Source organism: Winogradskyella sp. PG-2, from assembly GCF_000828715.1.
Taxonomy (GTDB): domain Bacteria; phylum Bacteroidota; class Bacteroidia; order Flavobacteriales; family Flavobacteriaceae; genus Winogradskyella.
The window spans coordinates 3,779,498-3,797,160 of the sequence record NZ_AP014583.1; the positions used below are offsets into that span (position 1 = coordinate 3,779,498).

14 protein-coding genes are annotated in these 17,663 nt (G+C 31.6%); all 14 read right to left on the reverse strand.

From position 1 onward, the window contains the following. Window positions 1-265: 265 nt before the first annotated feature. Entirely contained in the window at window positions 266-976 is a 711-nt protein-coding gene (locus WPG_RS16970; RefSeq protein WP_045474900.1) for a response regulator transcription factor, read from the reverse strand. A 9-nt stretch (window positions 977-985) separates the two neighbouring features. Then, window positions 986-2,518: a sensor histidine kinase gene (locus WPG_RS16975; RefSeq protein ID WP_084221653.1), complete on the reverse strand. Its 1,533-nt coding sequence runs from the start codon at window positions 2,516-2,518 to the stop codon at window positions 986-988. 109 nt (window positions 2,519-2,627) lie between these two features. Further along, complete coding sequence (gene coaE / locus WPG_RS16980; protein ID WP_045474904.1) at window positions 2,628-3,218, reverse strand: dephospho-CoA kinase; 591 nt, start codon at window positions 3,216-3,218, stop codon at window positions 2,628-2,630. 1 nt (window position 3,219) lies between these two features. Then, a complete protein-coding gene (locus WPG_RS16985; protein WP_045474906.1) occupies window positions 3,220-4,182 on the reverse strand; it encodes a CdaR family protein in 963 nt (320 codons plus the stop codon). Window positions 4,183-4,189: 7 nt separating this feature from the next. Beyond that, entirely contained in the window at window positions 4,190-5,191 is a 1,002-nt protein-coding gene (locus WPG_RS16990) for a glycosyltransferase (protein WP_045474908.1), read from the reverse strand. Between the two features lie 56 nt (window positions 5,192-5,247). Further along, window positions 5,248-6,957, reverse strand: coding sequence for an FG-GAP-like repeat-containing protein (locus WPG_RS16995; RefSeq protein ID WP_045474910.1), 1,710 nt, complete (start codon window positions 6,955-6,957; stop codon window positions 5,248-5,250). Window positions 6,958-7,047: 90 nt separating this feature from the next. Next, complete coding sequence (locus tag WPG_RS17000; protein WP_084221616.1) at window positions 7,048-9,660, reverse strand: fibronectin type III domain-containing protein; 2,613 nt, start codon at window positions 9,658-9,660, stop codon at window positions 7,048-7,050. 232 nt (window positions 9,661-9,892) lie between these two features. Next, on the reverse strand, window positions 9,893-10,708 hold the full coding sequence (locus WPG_RS17005; protein WP_045474914.1) for an enoyl-ACP reductase: 816 nt from the start codon (window positions 10,706-10,708) through the stop codon (window positions 9,893-9,895). Window positions 10,709-10,759: 51 nt separating this feature from the next. Next, complete coding sequence (gene recN / locus WPG_RS17010; protein WP_045474917.1) at window positions 10,760-12,412, reverse strand: DNA repair protein RecN; 1,653 nt, start codon at window positions 12,410-12,412, stop codon at window positions 10,760-10,762. 66 nt (window positions 12,413-12,478) lie between these two features. Beyond that, entirely contained in the window at window positions 12,479-14,212 is a 1,734-nt protein-coding gene (locus tag WPG_RS17015; RefSeq protein ID WP_144374504.1) for an FG-GAP-like repeat-containing protein, read from the reverse strand. 190 nt (window positions 14,213-14,402) lie between these two features. Continuing rightward, the gene (locus WPG_RS17020) at window positions 14,403-15,290 is read right to left on the reverse strand and encodes a DUF4835 family protein (RefSeq protein ID WP_045474921.1); all 888 of its coding nucleotides are present in this window, start codon (window positions 15,288-15,290) and stop codon (window positions 14,403-14,405) included. Continuing rightward, window positions 15,283-16,494: a bifunctional phosphopantothenoylcysteine decarboxylase/phosphopantothenate--cysteine ligase CoaBC gene (gene coaBC, locus WPG_RS17025; protein ID WP_045474922.1), complete on the reverse strand. Its 1,212-nt coding sequence runs from the start codon at window positions 16,492-16,494 to the stop codon at window positions 15,283-15,285. The genes WPG_RS17020 and coaBC overlap by 8 nt, the downstream gene beginning before the upstream one ends. A gap of 15 nt (window positions 16,495-16,509) precedes the next feature. Beyond that, window positions 16,510-16,836: a DNA-directed RNA polymerase subunit omega gene (locus WPG_RS17030; protein ID WP_045474924.1), complete on the reverse strand. Its 327-nt coding sequence runs from the start codon at window positions 16,834-16,836 to the stop codon at window positions 16,510-16,512. An 11-nt stretch (window positions 16,837-16,847) separates the two neighbouring features. Continuing rightward, window positions 16,848-17,648 (reverse strand): outer membrane protein assembly factor BamD, encoded by an 801-nt coding sequence (locus WPG_RS17035; RefSeq protein WP_045474926.1) that lies wholly within the window; start codon window positions 17,646-17,648, stop codon window positions 16,848-16,850. Window positions 17,649-17,663: the final 15 nt, after the last annotated feature.

Below are 17,663 nucleotides of genomic sequence, written 5' to 3' on the forward strand. Positions count from 1 at the left end.
AACTCTAAACTTTAATACAAAGTTTAGTAATAAAGTTAAAGTTCCGAATAGAAAAAAATGGCCTAATTTGTCTCCATTAGGCAATATACTTACAAATTCAAAGAATATATTCTGTTTTCCTGTATTGGCTGAAAATACAATTCACAATATAAAAACGAAGAATACAATAGTTATAGTTTGTAAAGATTTATGCATTAACTTCAGGATTAATTAAACAAAAACCCAGACAACGTCTGGGTTTTTAATACTATATAAATTTATGAAGTTATGCTTTAACATTAACCACTAACCTAAAGCCTTCACCATGAATATTTAATATTTCTACATTTGGGTCTGGTTTTAAATATTTACGCAACTTCGCAATATAAACATCCATACTACGAGATGTAAAGTAATTATCATCTCTCCAAATTTTTGTTAATGCTAATTCTCTCGGCATTAAATCATTTTCGTGCAACGCCAATAAACGAAGTAATTCATTTTCTTTCGGCGATAATTTAGAAGGTTCACCTCCATCAAACTTTAAGAAACGTAATTTTGAGTTTAAATCGAAACGTCCTATTTTAAATTCAAATTGTTTGCTATCAGCAACCGTATCAGTAGCTTTACGCTGAATAATAGCTTTAATTTTCATTAATAAAACTTCACTATCAAAAGGCTTATTTAGATAATCGTCTGCTCCAACTTTGTAGCCTTTAAGAACATCTTCTTTCATAGCTTTAGCTGTTAAGAAAATAATTGGCACATCCGTATTTTTTTCGCGAATCTCTTTTGCTAAAGTAAATCCGTCTTTATAAGGCATCATTACATCCAAGATGCAAAGATCGTAATCGTCCTTTTTGAATTTCTCGAAACCTTCCATCCCATTTTTAGCATGGACGACATCGTAATCATTCATCATTAAATAATCTTTTAAAACAGTTCCAAAATTTGGATCGTCTTCTACCAAAAGTATTTTTTTGTTTTGCTCTTCCATAGTTCGTTTTTATGATATTAACGGCAACTTTATAATAAAAGTGCTGCCTTTGCCTTTTTCACTTTCTACTGATATATGACCATGATGGTCATCTATTATACGTTTTACATAAGCTAAACCTAACCCATGCCCTTTAACATTGTGTACATTACCTGAGTGTTCTCTATAAAATTTATCGAACACTTTTTTCGCAACTTGCTTTGACATTCCGTTGCCTTGATCTGTTATTTTCAATATTATATTAGTTCCTATATTTTCAGTATACACGTCTATTTTTGGTGCATTGTGTGAATATTTAATAGCATTATCTAATATATTAACGATCACATTTGTAAAATGTGTTTCGTTTGCTAAAACTGATGACTTAACAGCACCTAAATGTGTGTTTATGTAACCTTGCCTATCTTCTACAATTAACTCAACGTGAGTCATTGCATCTTCAATTATGTCGTGTAACTTTAAACGTTCCTTACTAATATTAAGCTCGTTTTTTTCGAGCTTAGAAATACGTAATACATTTTCTACTTGAGCATGCATACGTTTATTTTCATCTTTTATCATTCCTAAATACCGCTTAACCTTCTCTTGGTCATTTATTATTTTAGGGTTTTTTATTGAGTCTAACGCCAAATTTATGGTTGCTATTGGTGTTTTGAACTCATGCGTCATGTTATTAATAAAATCTGTCTTTATCTGAGATATTTGACGTTGTTTAATTAATTGGTAAATCGCACTAGAATAGGCTACAATTATTACACTTGTAAAAACTACTGATAATATTATCATCTTAATAATTGAGGATAATAAATACTTCTTTCTATCCGGAAAATCTAACCAAAGTGTATAACTACTTTCATTGTTATTATCTAAAAAAATAGGAATACCATGAAAAGCATTTTTTTTGTCAAAATTTTGAGTTTGCACCTTGGTAGCTAAATCGTCATCATACACTGAGAATTCGAAATCTAGATCTATACCTTCCCCAGATAATTCCCTCTCTAATAAAATTCTAACTTCAATTGGTGTTATTCGTTTATATATTGGAATATCTTTTAGTAATGTTTTAAATGAATTTTCAAACATCTGTTTACGCAACTCTGGCATATTACTGTACTCAGTCAAAGTCTGTTGTGGTGCAATTCTACGACTACCATCTAAATTAGCATTGTCGTAAATCTTAGTGACACGATCATTAGACAACGTACTAATAGTAATACTGTCTGCATCAATTTCAAAGAACATGGATGGTACTTTAAAGCGTTCTTCTAAAACAGTATTACGATGAATTATCGTTCTATCGTTTATATCATCATCACTCTCTATGTAAAGTTGCTGTAATAAAGTAGAATCTGGTGTCTTATTTTGAGCAATAAGAGGTTGAATTTTCAAAAAATAGTCTCTCAACTCAAACTCTTCTATATCTCTCGACACAAAACTCAAAGCTCTTTTTACACTTAGTGTGAAATTTTTATTCTCATTTTCTAAACTATTGTTAATAAAAAATGATTGAACGAAAATTATACCAATGAGTGATAGACTCATTAATACCACTAATAAGATGAATAGCTTTTTGCCCATCGATCAAATTTAACATTTTAACATTTAGTACAAATTAGCTTTAACCTTACATTAACAAAAGAAATCGATAATATTATTGATCAGAAATTTTTAAAAGCTGATGATGAATTTTTTCTACCTGACGTTTGGCAATATCCAAATCGTTATTTACAATCACAAAGTTCGATTTTTTAATCTTTTCCTCATCAGAGAGTTGATTACTAATAATAGACTCTACTTTTTCTTTAGAAGTATCGTCTCTTTTCATTACTCGTTCTATGCGCAAATTTTCATCTGCCACAACTGTTATTATATAATTATATTGATTCTCAAGATGATTCTCAAAAATTACTGCAGCTTCTTTAATTACATAAGGAGCTTTCTGTTTTTTGAGCCATCTTTTAAAATGTGATGCTACTTTTGGGTGTACAATAGCATTCATTTTTTCAAGCAGCGCTTTATCATCAAATATTTTTGAAGCTAAATATGGTCTATTTAATGCTTCATCCTTATAAGCAGATTTGCCAAATAGTTTTATAAGTTTTCTTTTAATGACTTTAGAGCGATTCATTAAAGCTTTAGCTTCTTTATCCGCAATATATACAGGAATACCAAAAGATTCTAAGTGTTTTGATATTGTGGTTTTTCCACTACCTATTCCACCAGTGAGTCCAACTATTATCATCTTATAATTTTATAAAATCTACTCTTTTTTGTTTTATACCTATACGCTTTATAAACTCTGGCTTTTTAGAGATTTTAGGAACAAAAAATGTTTGATTGTCTTCTATACCCAAATAGTCACACACTACACTAAAATCTGTTGACCTAATACTATTGTAATTATCTAAATCTACATAATAGGAAAGTGAGACTGTTTTAGGGAAATAATTAATATCTAGGCCATTTGGTTTATTAATTAGAGTTACAGGAACCTCCACAGTACCTTCTGTAAAACGCGCAATTTCGCCCTTAATACTCACAAATTTGGGGAATATTTCTATAGCATCATATTCTGACGTATTCAGTTTAATAGTTTCACTAATATCTGTATTAACCTCTTTTAGTTCTAACAATTCAGTATCTATTGAACTAATTTCGTCTATCTGATCTTTTGCTCCAACAATCTTTACACTATCACAGTTAAATTCAAAATTGCCTTTTAAATCATAACCTATTGCGTAACTAATTTCACTGTTTAAAGTTATGGGCACTAATTTGGATTCGCTTTTAGAGTACGATAATAAAAGTGTATCTGGTTTTACTGAGAGTAACTTATACGATTCACCTAACTGCCCTTCAATGAGAAATTGATGCTTTTGTACGTCGAAAACAAACTGATTAGGTATTGAAGTAACGTCAGTTTTTACATCTAATATAATGTCTTTATAATCTTTAAACATTAAAGGAAGTAATGAAAACCCTTTAGTTTCTATATAAGCACTAATAGTATTAAGTGAATCATTTTGTAATATTATTTCATCTTCTAGGTTCACCAATTTTACCTTTAATTTTATGGTTTGCTTATACTCAGTAGATAGTTTTGAAAAAATTAGAAATACAGTTGCAATAACAAAAAAGATACTAAAACGTTTTACATTTTTCCTTTTTAAATAATCTGATATGTTAAATTTTTTCTTAGTATTCATTATTACATTAAAAAAATAATTCTGGAAATGCTTCCTTAGGATTTTTACCTAAAATAACTAAATTATATGTTGATTTTATAAAACCATAACCGTACCCAAAGAATTGTACAACTATTGCAAAAATTGCTTGAAAAGCCACCAATACATTTATACTTGAAAATAAAGCTAAAATAAATGCCAATAAAAAATATAATCCATAAAAATATAGTGGTAATAAGACATTGAATAGTGACAAAAAAATAGAAGTAACCAAACCTATACTAAATACTGTAGGAAACCAGTACACTAAACTTTTAGATTTCGGATGCCATTGATTTAAAATTGGTCTTACTAATCCAAATTTATGAACTTGCTTATAAAACCTAGACCAAGATATTCTTCGTTTATGATATACATAAGCTTTTTGAATCAAAGTTGTTTTAAATCCTAATTGGTTAAGACGTAGAGATAGATCTGGATCTTCACCAGGATGAATTTTACCAAAACCACCTGAGGCCAAAAATGCTTTTTTGGATAAACCCATATTAAAGCTTCTTGGCTGAAAACCCTCTAATTGTTGATTACCGCCTCTTATTCCTCCAGTTGTAATGAATGACGTCATCGCAAAATTAATTGCTTTTTGAAGGTTTGTAAAAGATGGATGTGCTGCATCAGGGCCACCAAAACAATCATAATAAGAATAATCTAAAAAGGATTTTACGGCAGTTAAATAATTATTTGGAAGAATGACATCTGAATCTAGAATGATGAAATAATTCCCTTTTGCTTTTTGCATTCCATAGTTTCTTGAATCACCTGGACCAGAATTAGATTTATAGTAATACGCTATATCTAATTGATTCTTAAATTCATTAACAATACTCTTAGAAGTTTCGGAAGAACCATCTTCAATTATCACAATTTCAAAAACATGCTTTTCATCAAAATTTAAAAAACTTTCTAAAAGCTCTTTAACCTCATCTGGTCTGTTATATACAGGAATAATAAAAGATAACATTATATTGTTCATACCTCACAAAGGTAAATACATAATTTGACACCAACTTGAGAATTACAATAGAAATTCTATCGTTTAATAAGCTCTATTATTTCTGTAGATATATCTGTTTGTGTCTCTAAAAAATACACCCCTTTTTCTAGCATTTTTAAATTAATACTAGCTTCTTGTAGATTTACTTTATACTCTAATATTATTTGACCCAACATGTTATACAAAATAATCTTTTTGATAAGATTTATGCTTTTTACATAGAGCATATCACTAACAGGATTAGGATATACTTTTAAACTATTTAATTCATTATCGGATAAAGATAAAGTTGACGAACCTTCAGTAATATTCAATAATTGATTTGCATTTACATTATAAAGTATATCTTCAACACCACTTAACCATTTTACTTTTATATAATCTATTTGTGTTCTTGTTCCTATACCAAAAAATTCTGTTGCTGAATTTTGAGATAAATAACCTTCACCACACAATGTATAACGGTATTGTTTTTCACCGTTTATAGAAATTTCGATTAAAGAACCTATTCCATTTCTATTACTTTGAGTACCTTCTAGTTTTACTTTTAACCAATTATTTGATGTAGCGGTCGTATTCTTCCAAAGAAAAATATTGTTATGATTTATATTATTGACTGCTATTTCTGGATAACCATCATTATCTATATCGCCAATAGCATTAGAATAACTTATGGCTAAATCATCTGGTACAGCAGCATTATTAAGGTTAAAAGTCTCGTCATTATTATTTTCATAGAAAGCAGATGATAAATAACCTGGAATTGTACCATCATGCTCTGCACTAACATACAAATCCAAATCACTATCATTATCAGCATCTAAAAAGACGGCTCCCCAAGATACTGTATTAGCTGTAGTTTGAGAGGACTCTGCAATATCAGTAAAAGTCCCATCACCATTATTCTTTAATAAAGCATTACCAGGTACATCATTACTAACATAGATATCCATCCATCCATCTGCATTAAAGTCGCTAATAGTCACAGACATAGCATCTATTGCAATATCTGTTCCTGAGATTTCACTTACATCTGTGAAGGTACCATTACCATTGTTTTTGTACAATGTGTTGGTATATTCGACCTTATCATTGGCAACATATATATCTTGATAACCATCATTATTATAATCGAAAAAGGCAGAGCAGAAAGATAGCATTCCTGTGTTAATTATTCCGGCTTCACTATTTACCAAAGTAAAAGTGTTATTTCCATTATTCTTATACAACACATTAGGTATTGTTGTATCTCTATTACTTAAAAAAACGTCTATAAACCCATCATTGTTATAATCTCCCCAAGACGCACCATAAGTGACTAAAACTTCTGTTAACATACCAGAAGTTCCCGTAATCTCTTCTAGTATCATATTTCCTAAATTTTTAAATAACCTATTTATACTTGTATCACTTGTAATAAACAAATCGTTATCCCCATCATTATCTATATCTACCCAGTTGATTTGTTTGTTTTTCCAATTATTATCATTAATGTTTAAATTCTGATTAACAAAATTGCCATTAATATTTTTTAGAAAACGAATAGGATCTCCCTCTGCAGAAGCAATAGTTATATCATCCCAACCATCATTGTCATAATCATAAAATGTAATTCCATTACCAAAAAGTGTATTACCACAAACTACGTTAATACCAGAATCTGAAGCCAGATTTTCAAAGCTAATTTGTGAAAACGAATCAGTGATAATAAAAAGCATTAAGCATGCAGTTAATATGCGAGACATTATTTAAGGATTGGTGTTTTATAAATTATCAATATAATAAAAAGCCGCTAAAATTTAGCGGCTTTAAAGTATTAATAATAAGGGTTATGGTTATTGTTTAATAACTCTAACAGTTTTAGTACTATTAGCTATAGTAACTTGTACAAAATAAGTACCGGCTTCTAAATTAGACATATCTACTTCACTACTAATAGCATTCGGTATAGCTCTTAATACTACTTGACCTAGCATGTTATACATCGTCACATTCTCAATAGTATTTTGAGCGTTTAATGTTAATGTATTTTTAACTGGGTTAGGAAAATATGTAAATGCAATTTGATTTTCAAACTCATTAGTAGATAAAACTGCAGCACTAACTTCAAAAGCACCTAAATGAAAATCATAATCTTCACTATCGTCTACAGCACCATCAGACGCAAATATTGCAAACTGCACAGTCCCTGTCATTCCCGTCATATCAAGAATAAAGTTGGTACCTGTAACAGCTGGTTGATTACCAACATTCCAAGTCGTTACATTTGTCCAGCTCGCACCACCATCTGCAGTCATTAATAACTGTACTTCATCATCAGAGCCCATAGTATCAATATCAGTTGCATCACTAGTTCCTGAAAAAGAATAATCAGTAACAGCTACATTAACCAATAAGCCTACATTACCTAATACATCTAAATCAAAAGATGGAGACACCATCCATTCTCTATCTACACTTTGCCATAAATTAATGACATTACTACTTATTACATTACTGTCTAAGTCAGTATAAGCTCTACCTGCTTTCCAGTCAGATGAACCAATACCCATAGGGCCATCAACTACCTCGCCACTTCCAGCTTCATACCAACAAGAATCTGGCACATTTACGGACATGTCTGCTATATAATCAGTAGATATAGGAGCACAAGGTGTTGTAAAGCTAATAGGCCCTGTCCAAGAACTCGTACTGCCCCCACAATTAGCTCTAACATATACTTCATAATCATTTTGCTCTGTTAAACCTAATATAGAAAATGGATTATCTGTAGTTCCCAAAGTTGTTGGAGTTCCAGTAGCAGTACCCATTGCTGTTATGTCTACTAACTCTATATCCCAAGTTGTTGCAGTTCCGTTTTCTGTCCAAGCTAAATCCGCTACAGAATCCGTAACGTTGCTAACCATTAAGGCAGATGGTTCTGAACATGAAGGAATTGCACGTACCTCAAATCTACCTACGTGAAAATCGTAGTCTTCAGAATCATCAACTGCACCATCTGTTGCGTATATAGCAAATTGGACATTACCAGTTATAGCAGTTAAATCTTCTGTGTATGCAATACCTTCAACTGGAGGTTCATTTCCAGCATTCCAAGTCGTTAAATTAGACCAAGTTGTGCCACCATCCGTACTCATTAATAATTGTACCTCATCATCACTTCCCATAGTATCATCAACAGTACCAGCATTCCAATTGGTAACCGCTACATTCATATCTAATTGGTAAGGACCACCAGTAGATAAATCAAAAGTAGGTGATAACAACCATTCTTGATCATTATTAAAAAACAAGTTTATTGCATTACTAGAGCCATAGGCATACGATGTACCTTGTCTCCAGTCTGAACTACCTACATCCATTGGACCTGTTGTTGTATCCCCTGAACCTGCTTCTTTCCAACACGAGTCTGGAACATTTATAGACATGTCAGCGTTATAATCTGGAGTAATTGACGAACACTCTGTGGTAAAAGAAAATGGTCCAGCCCATTCACTAGTATCACCACCACCACAATCTGCACGTACATAAAACTCATAGTCATTATCTGCTGTTAAACTCATTTGAGTATATGGATTTGTAACACCAGATGTTGTAGGCGTACCAGTTACAGTACCCATAGCCGTAACATCTACTAATTCAATATCCCATAAGGTTTCAGAGTCACCAGCTGTCCAAGATAAATCTGCTGATGAAGTCGTAACATTCATTACGCTCAATGCGCTAGGTACAACACATGTAGCAGGTGTAGAAAAAGCAATAGGTCCAGCCCATGTACTTAAGTCTCCACCACCACAATCAGCTTGAACATAATATTCATAATCATTTGACGGAGTTAGTCCCATTAAAGTATAAGGATTTGTTACTCCCGAATTAGTCGCTGTCCCAGTTACTACACCCATCGCAGTAACATCAACCAATTCAATATTCCATAACGTTTCAGAATCACCTGCGGTCCAAGATAAATCTGCTTCAGTTGCACTTGTCACTAAAGCTGCAGCCGCAGTTGGCTGTACACAGCTTGGTGGACTAGGTACTATAATTTCGAATGATGCTTCTAACTCTAAAGCGGGATCTTCCCAAGCTGAAGTTGCATCTGTATCTGTTCCGTCACTAGGAGAAGTACCTCCATTGTCACCAATAACACTACCATAAGCCGTAACTGATATAAGTGTACCATCCCATCCGTCAGCATATCTATCATAGCAATTAACATAATACGTGCCTGGCGCAAGTGTTATGTCTTCGCTAATAAGTCCTTGAGCATTACCATAAGAACCATCACCCTGACCCCAAACCTGAGTCCCAGCTCCATCAACTTCTGTAGTAACACTTACCCATTTTTCAGTTGTCCAACTTCCACCTGAAGTTGTAATATTAATTGTACTCTGGGCAAACATGCATAGAGAAAACATCAATGTAAACATTGATAAAGTAATTTTTTTCATAAAAATGAAGATTTAAGTTAGTAATTCCTTAAAAATATGTTAATTATCTAAATGATTAAAAGGTATAAGTAGCAAATCGTTGAAAGGTAAAAAATAGCGTTAAAGAACAATGAATACCATATTTTTATTTATAACTACAGCCCTAAACATAACCACTTGTAGTATCTAATTATGAAAAACAAAAAAAACCGCTACAAAATAATGCAGCGGTTTTTTATATAAGTTAGAAACTTTATTGATTATCCACAAATGTATCCATGACAGCATCACTTACTCCCATATTACTAAAACCACCATCATTATACAAATTTTGTAAAGTAACACGCTTAGTTAAATCACTAAATAATGATACCGTATAATTTGCACAATCCATTGCTGTGGCATTACCTAATGGTGACATTTTCTCAGCATAGGCAATAAATCCATCAAAACCTTTTACACCACTACCTGCAGTGGTTGGTGTTGGTGATTGAGAAATAGTATTAACTCGGACTTTCTTATCTCTACCAAAGAAATAACCAAAGCTACGTGCTATACTTTCTAAATAGGCTTTATTATCTGCCATATCATTATAATCTGGGAAGACGCGTTGCGCTGCCATATAAGTTAAAGCAACTATACTTCCCCATTCATTCATGGCATCTGCTTTATAAAGTGTTTGCATTGTTTTATGAAAAGACATAGCAGAGACATCAGTCCCTTTTTGAGTCCAGGCGTAATTTTGATCTGTATAGTGCTTTCCTTTTCTAACATTAATTGACATGCCAATAGAATGTAAAACGAAGTCTAATTTCCCCCCTAAAATTTCCATAGATTGACTTACTAAATTTTGCAAGTCTTCTATCGAAGTTGCATCTGCAGGAATAATCTGTGAACCTGTTTTTTCTGCTAACTCACTAATTTGCCCCATACGCATAGCAACTGGTGCGTTAGTTAATACAAATGTTCCTCCTTCCTCATGAACCCTCATAGCAGTTTTCCATGCAATTGAGTTTTCGTCTAATGCTCCAAATATGATTCCTCTTTTGCCTTTCAATAAGTTATACATCTTAATTATAATTTAAATTAATTAGTTATTATTCGTTCTATAAATATAAAGTCAATTTAGTAATTGCTTGGCGTGTGCCATAGCAGACTCTGTAATATTAAAGCCACCTAACATTTGTGCTATTTCTACGATCCGCTCTTCTTCATTTAATCTTTTTAGTTGAGTTTGTGTAATATTGTCGATATCTGTCTTAAATACCTTAAAATGCGAGTCTCCTTTAGCTGCTATTTGCGGTAAATGTGTAATGGAAAACACCTGCATTCTATGACTCATCTGCCTCATAATTTCTCCCATTTTGTTAGAAATTTCTCCCGAAACACCAGTATCTATCTCATCAAACATTATTGTTGGTAGTTGGACATACTCAGCTAAAACAGACTTAATAGCTAACATAATACGTGATAATTCACCACCTGAAGCTGCTTTTTTAAGTAAATTAAAACTAGATCCTTTATTAGCCATAAATAAAAACTGCAAGCTATCTTTACCATTAGCTGTAAAATAATCTAATTGGTTGAGTTCAACTTTAAATTTAGCATTAGGCATACCTAAATCTATGAGTATGTTTTCTAATTGTAGTACAAAATTTGGTATTACTTTTGTTCTGTTTTGATATATCTTTTTTGAAATTTGATTTAATTTTTCTTCTATTTTAGGAATCTCTCGCTCATTTTTAGCAATAGTATCGTCTAAACTCTCTGTGTTGTTTATTTTCGATTTGAGCTCGTTTTTTATTCTAACTAAACCACCTATTTCTATAACGGAATGCTTTTGAAATAAGTTATTTAAACTTTTTAGCTTACCATTAACTTGTTCCAATTCTTGAGGATCTGATGATAAACTTTCTTCAAGATCAACTAACTCAACTAAAATATCATTTAACTCTATACCAACACTAGTGATGCGCTCATTAATAGCCTCATAAGCTTTTCCATAACTAGATATTTTAGATAACTCTTGCTTTACGATATTTAATTGATCTATCGTTCCTAAGTCTTCAGCATTTAGTATTGCTTTAGCTTTACTCAACTTCTCACCTATAACTTCTATATTATTTAACTCTTCATATTGAGACTCCAGGTCTTCTAAATTAATAGACTCTAATTCTATCTCATTCAACTCTTTCATAAGAAATAGATTGTAATCGTATTCCTTAATCATTTCTGCTTTTGAATTTTTTAATTCATCTAAAGATTTCTGAAGAAATTTATAAGATATTAAAAGCTCAGAAAATACTTTTAAATGATCTTTGTTTTGCGCTAATGCATCTATAACCTGAAACTGGTAATCATCTTTAGTAAGTCGCTGCGTTTGGTATTGCGAATGTATATCAATAAGATGTTGACTTAGTTTTACCAAGCTTTCTAAGGTTACTGGTGTGTCATTTATAAAAGCCCTAGATTTACCTGATGGCAGAATTTCTCTTCTAATAATAGTTTGCACATCATAATCTAAATCTAATGATTTAAATAATGGCTTCAAATTATAATTTGCAACATCAAACACACCTTCTATAATACATTTTTCTTCAGTACGCTTTACCTGACTTAAATCTGCGCGTTTTCCGAGAATCAATGTTAGTCCACCAAGTAAAATAGATTTACCAGCACCTGTTTCACCTGTAATAATAGAAAGGCCATTGTTAAACTCTACTGTGAGTTCATCAATAAGCGCATAATTTTTTATGTAAAGTGATATTAACAATTTCTGTGTAATTGATTAAACAAAAATAAAGATTCTCAATGAAGTTAAAATAACAAAAACTAAAAATTATAGCTTAATTAGTTTTTCAGTATAAAGCGTATTACTATTGTATAGATTTATAATATAAAACCCTTTCTGAAGGTTTGTAATATCAATGTCAAATTCTAATTGCTCTATCTTTTGCGATAAAATTTTCTTACCACTTAAATCAAAAATAGTAATTGTCTCAAATTCCTTCTGGGTTTTAATTTTTAATAAGTCCTTTGCTGGATTTGGCCATATTGAATTATTGAAATCGACATTTGCTTCAGATAGCGTGTTACCTTCAACAATTGTTATTGATTGATTTACTGAAACGTCATAAAGAATATCTTCAATTCCACTAAGCCATTTAACCTTCACATAGTCTATTACAGTTTCTTGTCCTAGTCCAAAAAACTCTTTGAATGAATTTTGCGATAAATAACTTTCACCATTCATTACATATCTATATTGCTTTTCACCATTGGCTTCAATTTCAATAACAGCTCCCACTCCATCTCTATTACTAACAGTACCTTCTAAGGATACAACTAAATAGTTATTACTAATATTTGTTTTATTTTTCCAAATGCTTGGATTATTATCAAAATTATTAATAGCTATTATATCTACTTTACCGTCATTGTTTATATCTCCAATCGCATTGCCATAACTTCGGTATTCATTATTAAAAAAACCTGCATTTGTAACATTGAGATATGAATTCATTCCTTGATTTTCAAAAAATCCATATGAAGGAAATCCGTCAGAACTATTATATGAACAGCTCACATAAATATCTAAATCACCATCATTTTCCGCATCCATAAAATTAGCTCCCCAACACCAACTGTTTAATTCGCAACCACCAGAAACAGCTATATTAGTAAACGTCTCATCCCCATTATTTTTTAGTAAAACACTTCCATCAGTGGTAGTAGTCGCTGTATTTGATGGTGTGTTTGTAATGTATATATCAAAAAAACCATCAGCATTATAATCCTCAATAGTAACCGACATCGCATCAATAATTATATCAGCTCCTGAAGAAGCACTTACATCAGAAAATGTTCCATCTCCGTTGTTTTTGTATAAATAATTTGGAAATGCTTTATCATTAGATACAAATAAATCTTGCCAGCCATCATTATTAAAATCTAAGAAACCTGAACAATATGTCAATGCTGCTGTACTTAATACACCACAAGTAGCAGTTACATTTGTGAAAGTACCATCGCAATTATTTTTAAATAAGAAATTTGTTATTGGTGAGCTCTCTATCCGATTAGACATATATAAGTCTAAGCAACCGTCATTATCAATATCTCCCCAAGCTACGCTATGTGTAAACAAGTTATCAGTAGGTATACCAGAAGCTACTGTAACATTAGCAAAGTTATTTCCAACTCTATTATATAATTTATTACCATTAGAAGTATCACTAACAACAAACAAGTCTTTATCACCATCATTATCATAATCTACCCAAGATACACTTCTTACCTGATAAGTTATATCCTCAATAACAAAGGTTTCTTCCACAAAGAAGCCACCAAAATTTTTATAAAATCTAAGTGGTACTCCTAAACCTGATGTTAAAGTTATATCATCCCATCCGTCACCATCAAAATCTGCGAAACTTAATCCATTTCCATCACCTATTGTACCTGTATGGTCAATCAAACCTAGTATTGAAGCATCATCTTCAAATAATGTCTGACTCCATAAGAGAGTTGAGCAAAAAAAGAACATTATATACAGAATGTAAAGGTGCTTCATCACAATTAAATCTTTTACCGAAATTATACTAAGGCCTTCAATATGGTAAAATAGCAAAAAAAAATAAAATCAAATGGCAAATCAATTATTAACTAGAACATAAGCAGCATATTACTCAAATTTAGAGTTCAAAAACATGCCAAAGTTGAAAAGAAGATAATTTTCTATAGGTATGTATGGATAAAAGAGACTAAAACTTAATATTTCTCCACTTTTGAGAATGCATTGGAGCTATTTTATTCAAAATATCAAGAGCCTGTGTAATATTTACACTTGGACCACCAGATAGTACATCCATAATCTCATCCGACTTTGCGTCAAAAAATACACGCATTAAATAAGAGTTTGGTCGCCTTCTATGTACCTTATCCAATTCAGATAATGCAGAAATCACTTTAGATTTTCCTTTTTTAGAATTACCGCTCATAACATCCAAACCACCAATATGATAATTGTACATCGCTGACCTCATCTCTTTAAATGTTGGTGACATTAAATTATCGATAAGCGCAAAACGCGATTGTAACCCATCTTCTAATTTCCAACCTTGACCATTAAGCTGTTGAGAATAATTAGCAATTGTTTGGGCTTGCTTAAAATATTGACCACCTCCATTAAGTAAAAAGGAATCACCATCCATACCTAATATCATGTAAATATGAAAAGAAAGAACAGATATTAAGTTAGATTCAAATTGAATTGGATTATATACCAAATTCTGAAATTCTAAATATTGAAAATTAAAGTCTTTATCGTTATAATTATATACAGGAGAACTATATGTGGAATTAAAAATAGGACGGGATGAAGATATTTGGAGAGATGCAGAAAATAAATCATCATTATACTCCCTTACATTAATCACCATACTACAATTAATACGCTCTTCAAGTCTAAATGATTTATCTGTCCACTGTGTATTATTTATAAATTCTGTCAACTGTTTTTCTAAAGTTTTAAATACAACATTATTGTCATTACCAGTTTGTTGAGCAATAACATTAACTGTACAATTTAATTCTTGCGAAAAAATAACTGTAGTAAATAAAAAGGTCAATAAAACTAATATGTTACGCATCTAATTGTTTTAGTATTTGTTGCATTAAATCTTTAGCTACCTCAGCCTTAGATTTGAGTTCATTTTCTATAACATCTCCTGCTGATGTTATAAATGTCACTTTATTTGTGGACACTCCAAAACCAGCTCCTTTATCTTGTAATGAATTTAGAACAATTAAATCTAAATTCTTAGATTTCAATTTTCCTTTAGCATGTTTCAATTCATTGTTAGTTTCAAGGGCAAAACCAACTAAAAATTGATTGCTTTTAATCTCGCCAAGTGATTTTAATATATCCTTAGTTTTTTCTAACTCTATACTAAACGTTGAATCTTTCTTTTTTATTTTCTGATTAGCAACTGTTTTTGGTCTGTAATCTGCTACTGCAGCAGAAAGTATTGCTATATCTGAAGATTTAAAATGCTTATGCACTTCAATATACATATCCTCTGCACTTGTAACTGGTTTTACATCAATATGGCTATGTGTTGTCTTTTGGTGTGTAGGACCAGTAACTAGAATAACTTGAGCTCCAAGATTTGCTGCAGCATTGGCAATTTCAAATCCCATTTTACCACTAGAATGATTTCCTATAAAACGCACAGGATCTAAAGCTTCATAAGTTGGACCAGCAGTAATTAAAATTGGTTTATCCTTTAATGGCAATTGGTTGAGAATATCTTTTTCAATAAAGCTTACAATATCCTCTGGCTCTGCCAGACGACCTTCACCAACTAGTCCGCTTGCTAATTCACCTGTCCCAGCTGGAATTAACTTATTCCCATAAGATGTTAGCTTATCGAATGATGCTTTGGTAGATGCATGTTTATACATATCTAAATCCATTGCAGGTGCAAAATATACAGGGCATTTTGCAGATAGATATGTTGCTAAAAGGATGTTGTCACAAACACCATTAGCCATCTTTGCCATTGTATTAGCTGTAGCAGGAGCGATAATAAATATATCTGCCCAAAGCCCTAAATCAACATGGTTATTCCAAACTTCATTATCATCTTCTTCATCTACAAAAGACGAATACACTGGGTTTTTAGATAATGTTGAAAGTGTAAGTGGAGTAATAAAATCTTTAGACGCAGGCGTCATAACAACTTTTACGTTAGCGCCTGATTTAATAAATAATCGGACAAGACTGGCCGACTTATATGCAGCAATACCAGCAGTAATGCCTAATAAAATATTTTTGTCCTTTAGAATAGACATCTAAGGGTTTAATTTTTATACCTGAGGATCCTCAGTGTTTCTGTGATATATCTTATCATCTAACCACTCTTTAACTGCTAAAGCATGTGGTTTTGGTAATTTTTCGTAAAACTTAGAAACTTCAATTTGCTCTTTGTTTTCGAATATCTCTTCAAGACTATCATTATAAGTAGCAAACTCTTCAAGTTTGTCAATTAACTCACGTCTTATATCTGTATTAATTTGTTCTGCACGTTTAGCAATAACAGAGATTGCTTCATAAATATTATCAGTTGGAGCATCAATCTCATTTCTGTTGTAAGTAACTGAACTTACTGGTGCATCAGTCTTTTTTAAATCCATCTTTATAATGATTAACTTTTAGTACTAAAGGTATTTAACTCTTGTTGTAATTCTTCTTTCATTTTATTCCCATCTTCTAAAAACTCAGAATTTGGAAATGCTTTTTTTAACGACTCATAAAAGCCTAAAGCATCTTTTAAACGCTTCTCTTTCAAATAATCTACACTTAAAATCGCCAAATTATAAGCTGAATCGAATCTGTAAAATAAAGCTTCATTTCTTAATGATGTTCCTGGAAACTCAAGTAAAAAATTATTAAAAGTATTTATAGATGCTTTGTAGTCTCTAATCAAATTATATTGTTTAGCTACTTCATAAGCTTTCTTCTCTAATTTAAAATCTAAATCTTTAACCAACTTGTTTGCTGCTTCAAGATATTCAGAATTAGGATATGCATTAACAAACAACTGCAACTTCTCAATAGCTTCAACCGTTTCTTTTTGCTCTTTCGAATACACTGGCGAATTGTGATAGTAACCCTTTGCTGCTAAAAATGCAGCTTCTTCTACTTTTTCACTGTTAGGATATATATCTACAAATTTTTCAAAATGATAACTAGAAATATAATAGTCTCTCATTTCGTAGGAGCACATTGCATGCATGTAAGTCAGTTTTTCAGCCTGTGGCTTACCTCTGTAATTCTGCAATACTTGATCAAATAATCGTTTAGCTTTATTGTACTTCTCTGCCTCAAACAACTCAGTCCCCATATTAAACTTTGCAGCTATGTCTTCAGACCTTAACGTCTTTTGAAAGTCATTGCAAGAAACAAATATTAAACCAATTAGTAGTATGTAGACTAATTTCTTCATAAATTTTAAACAGGA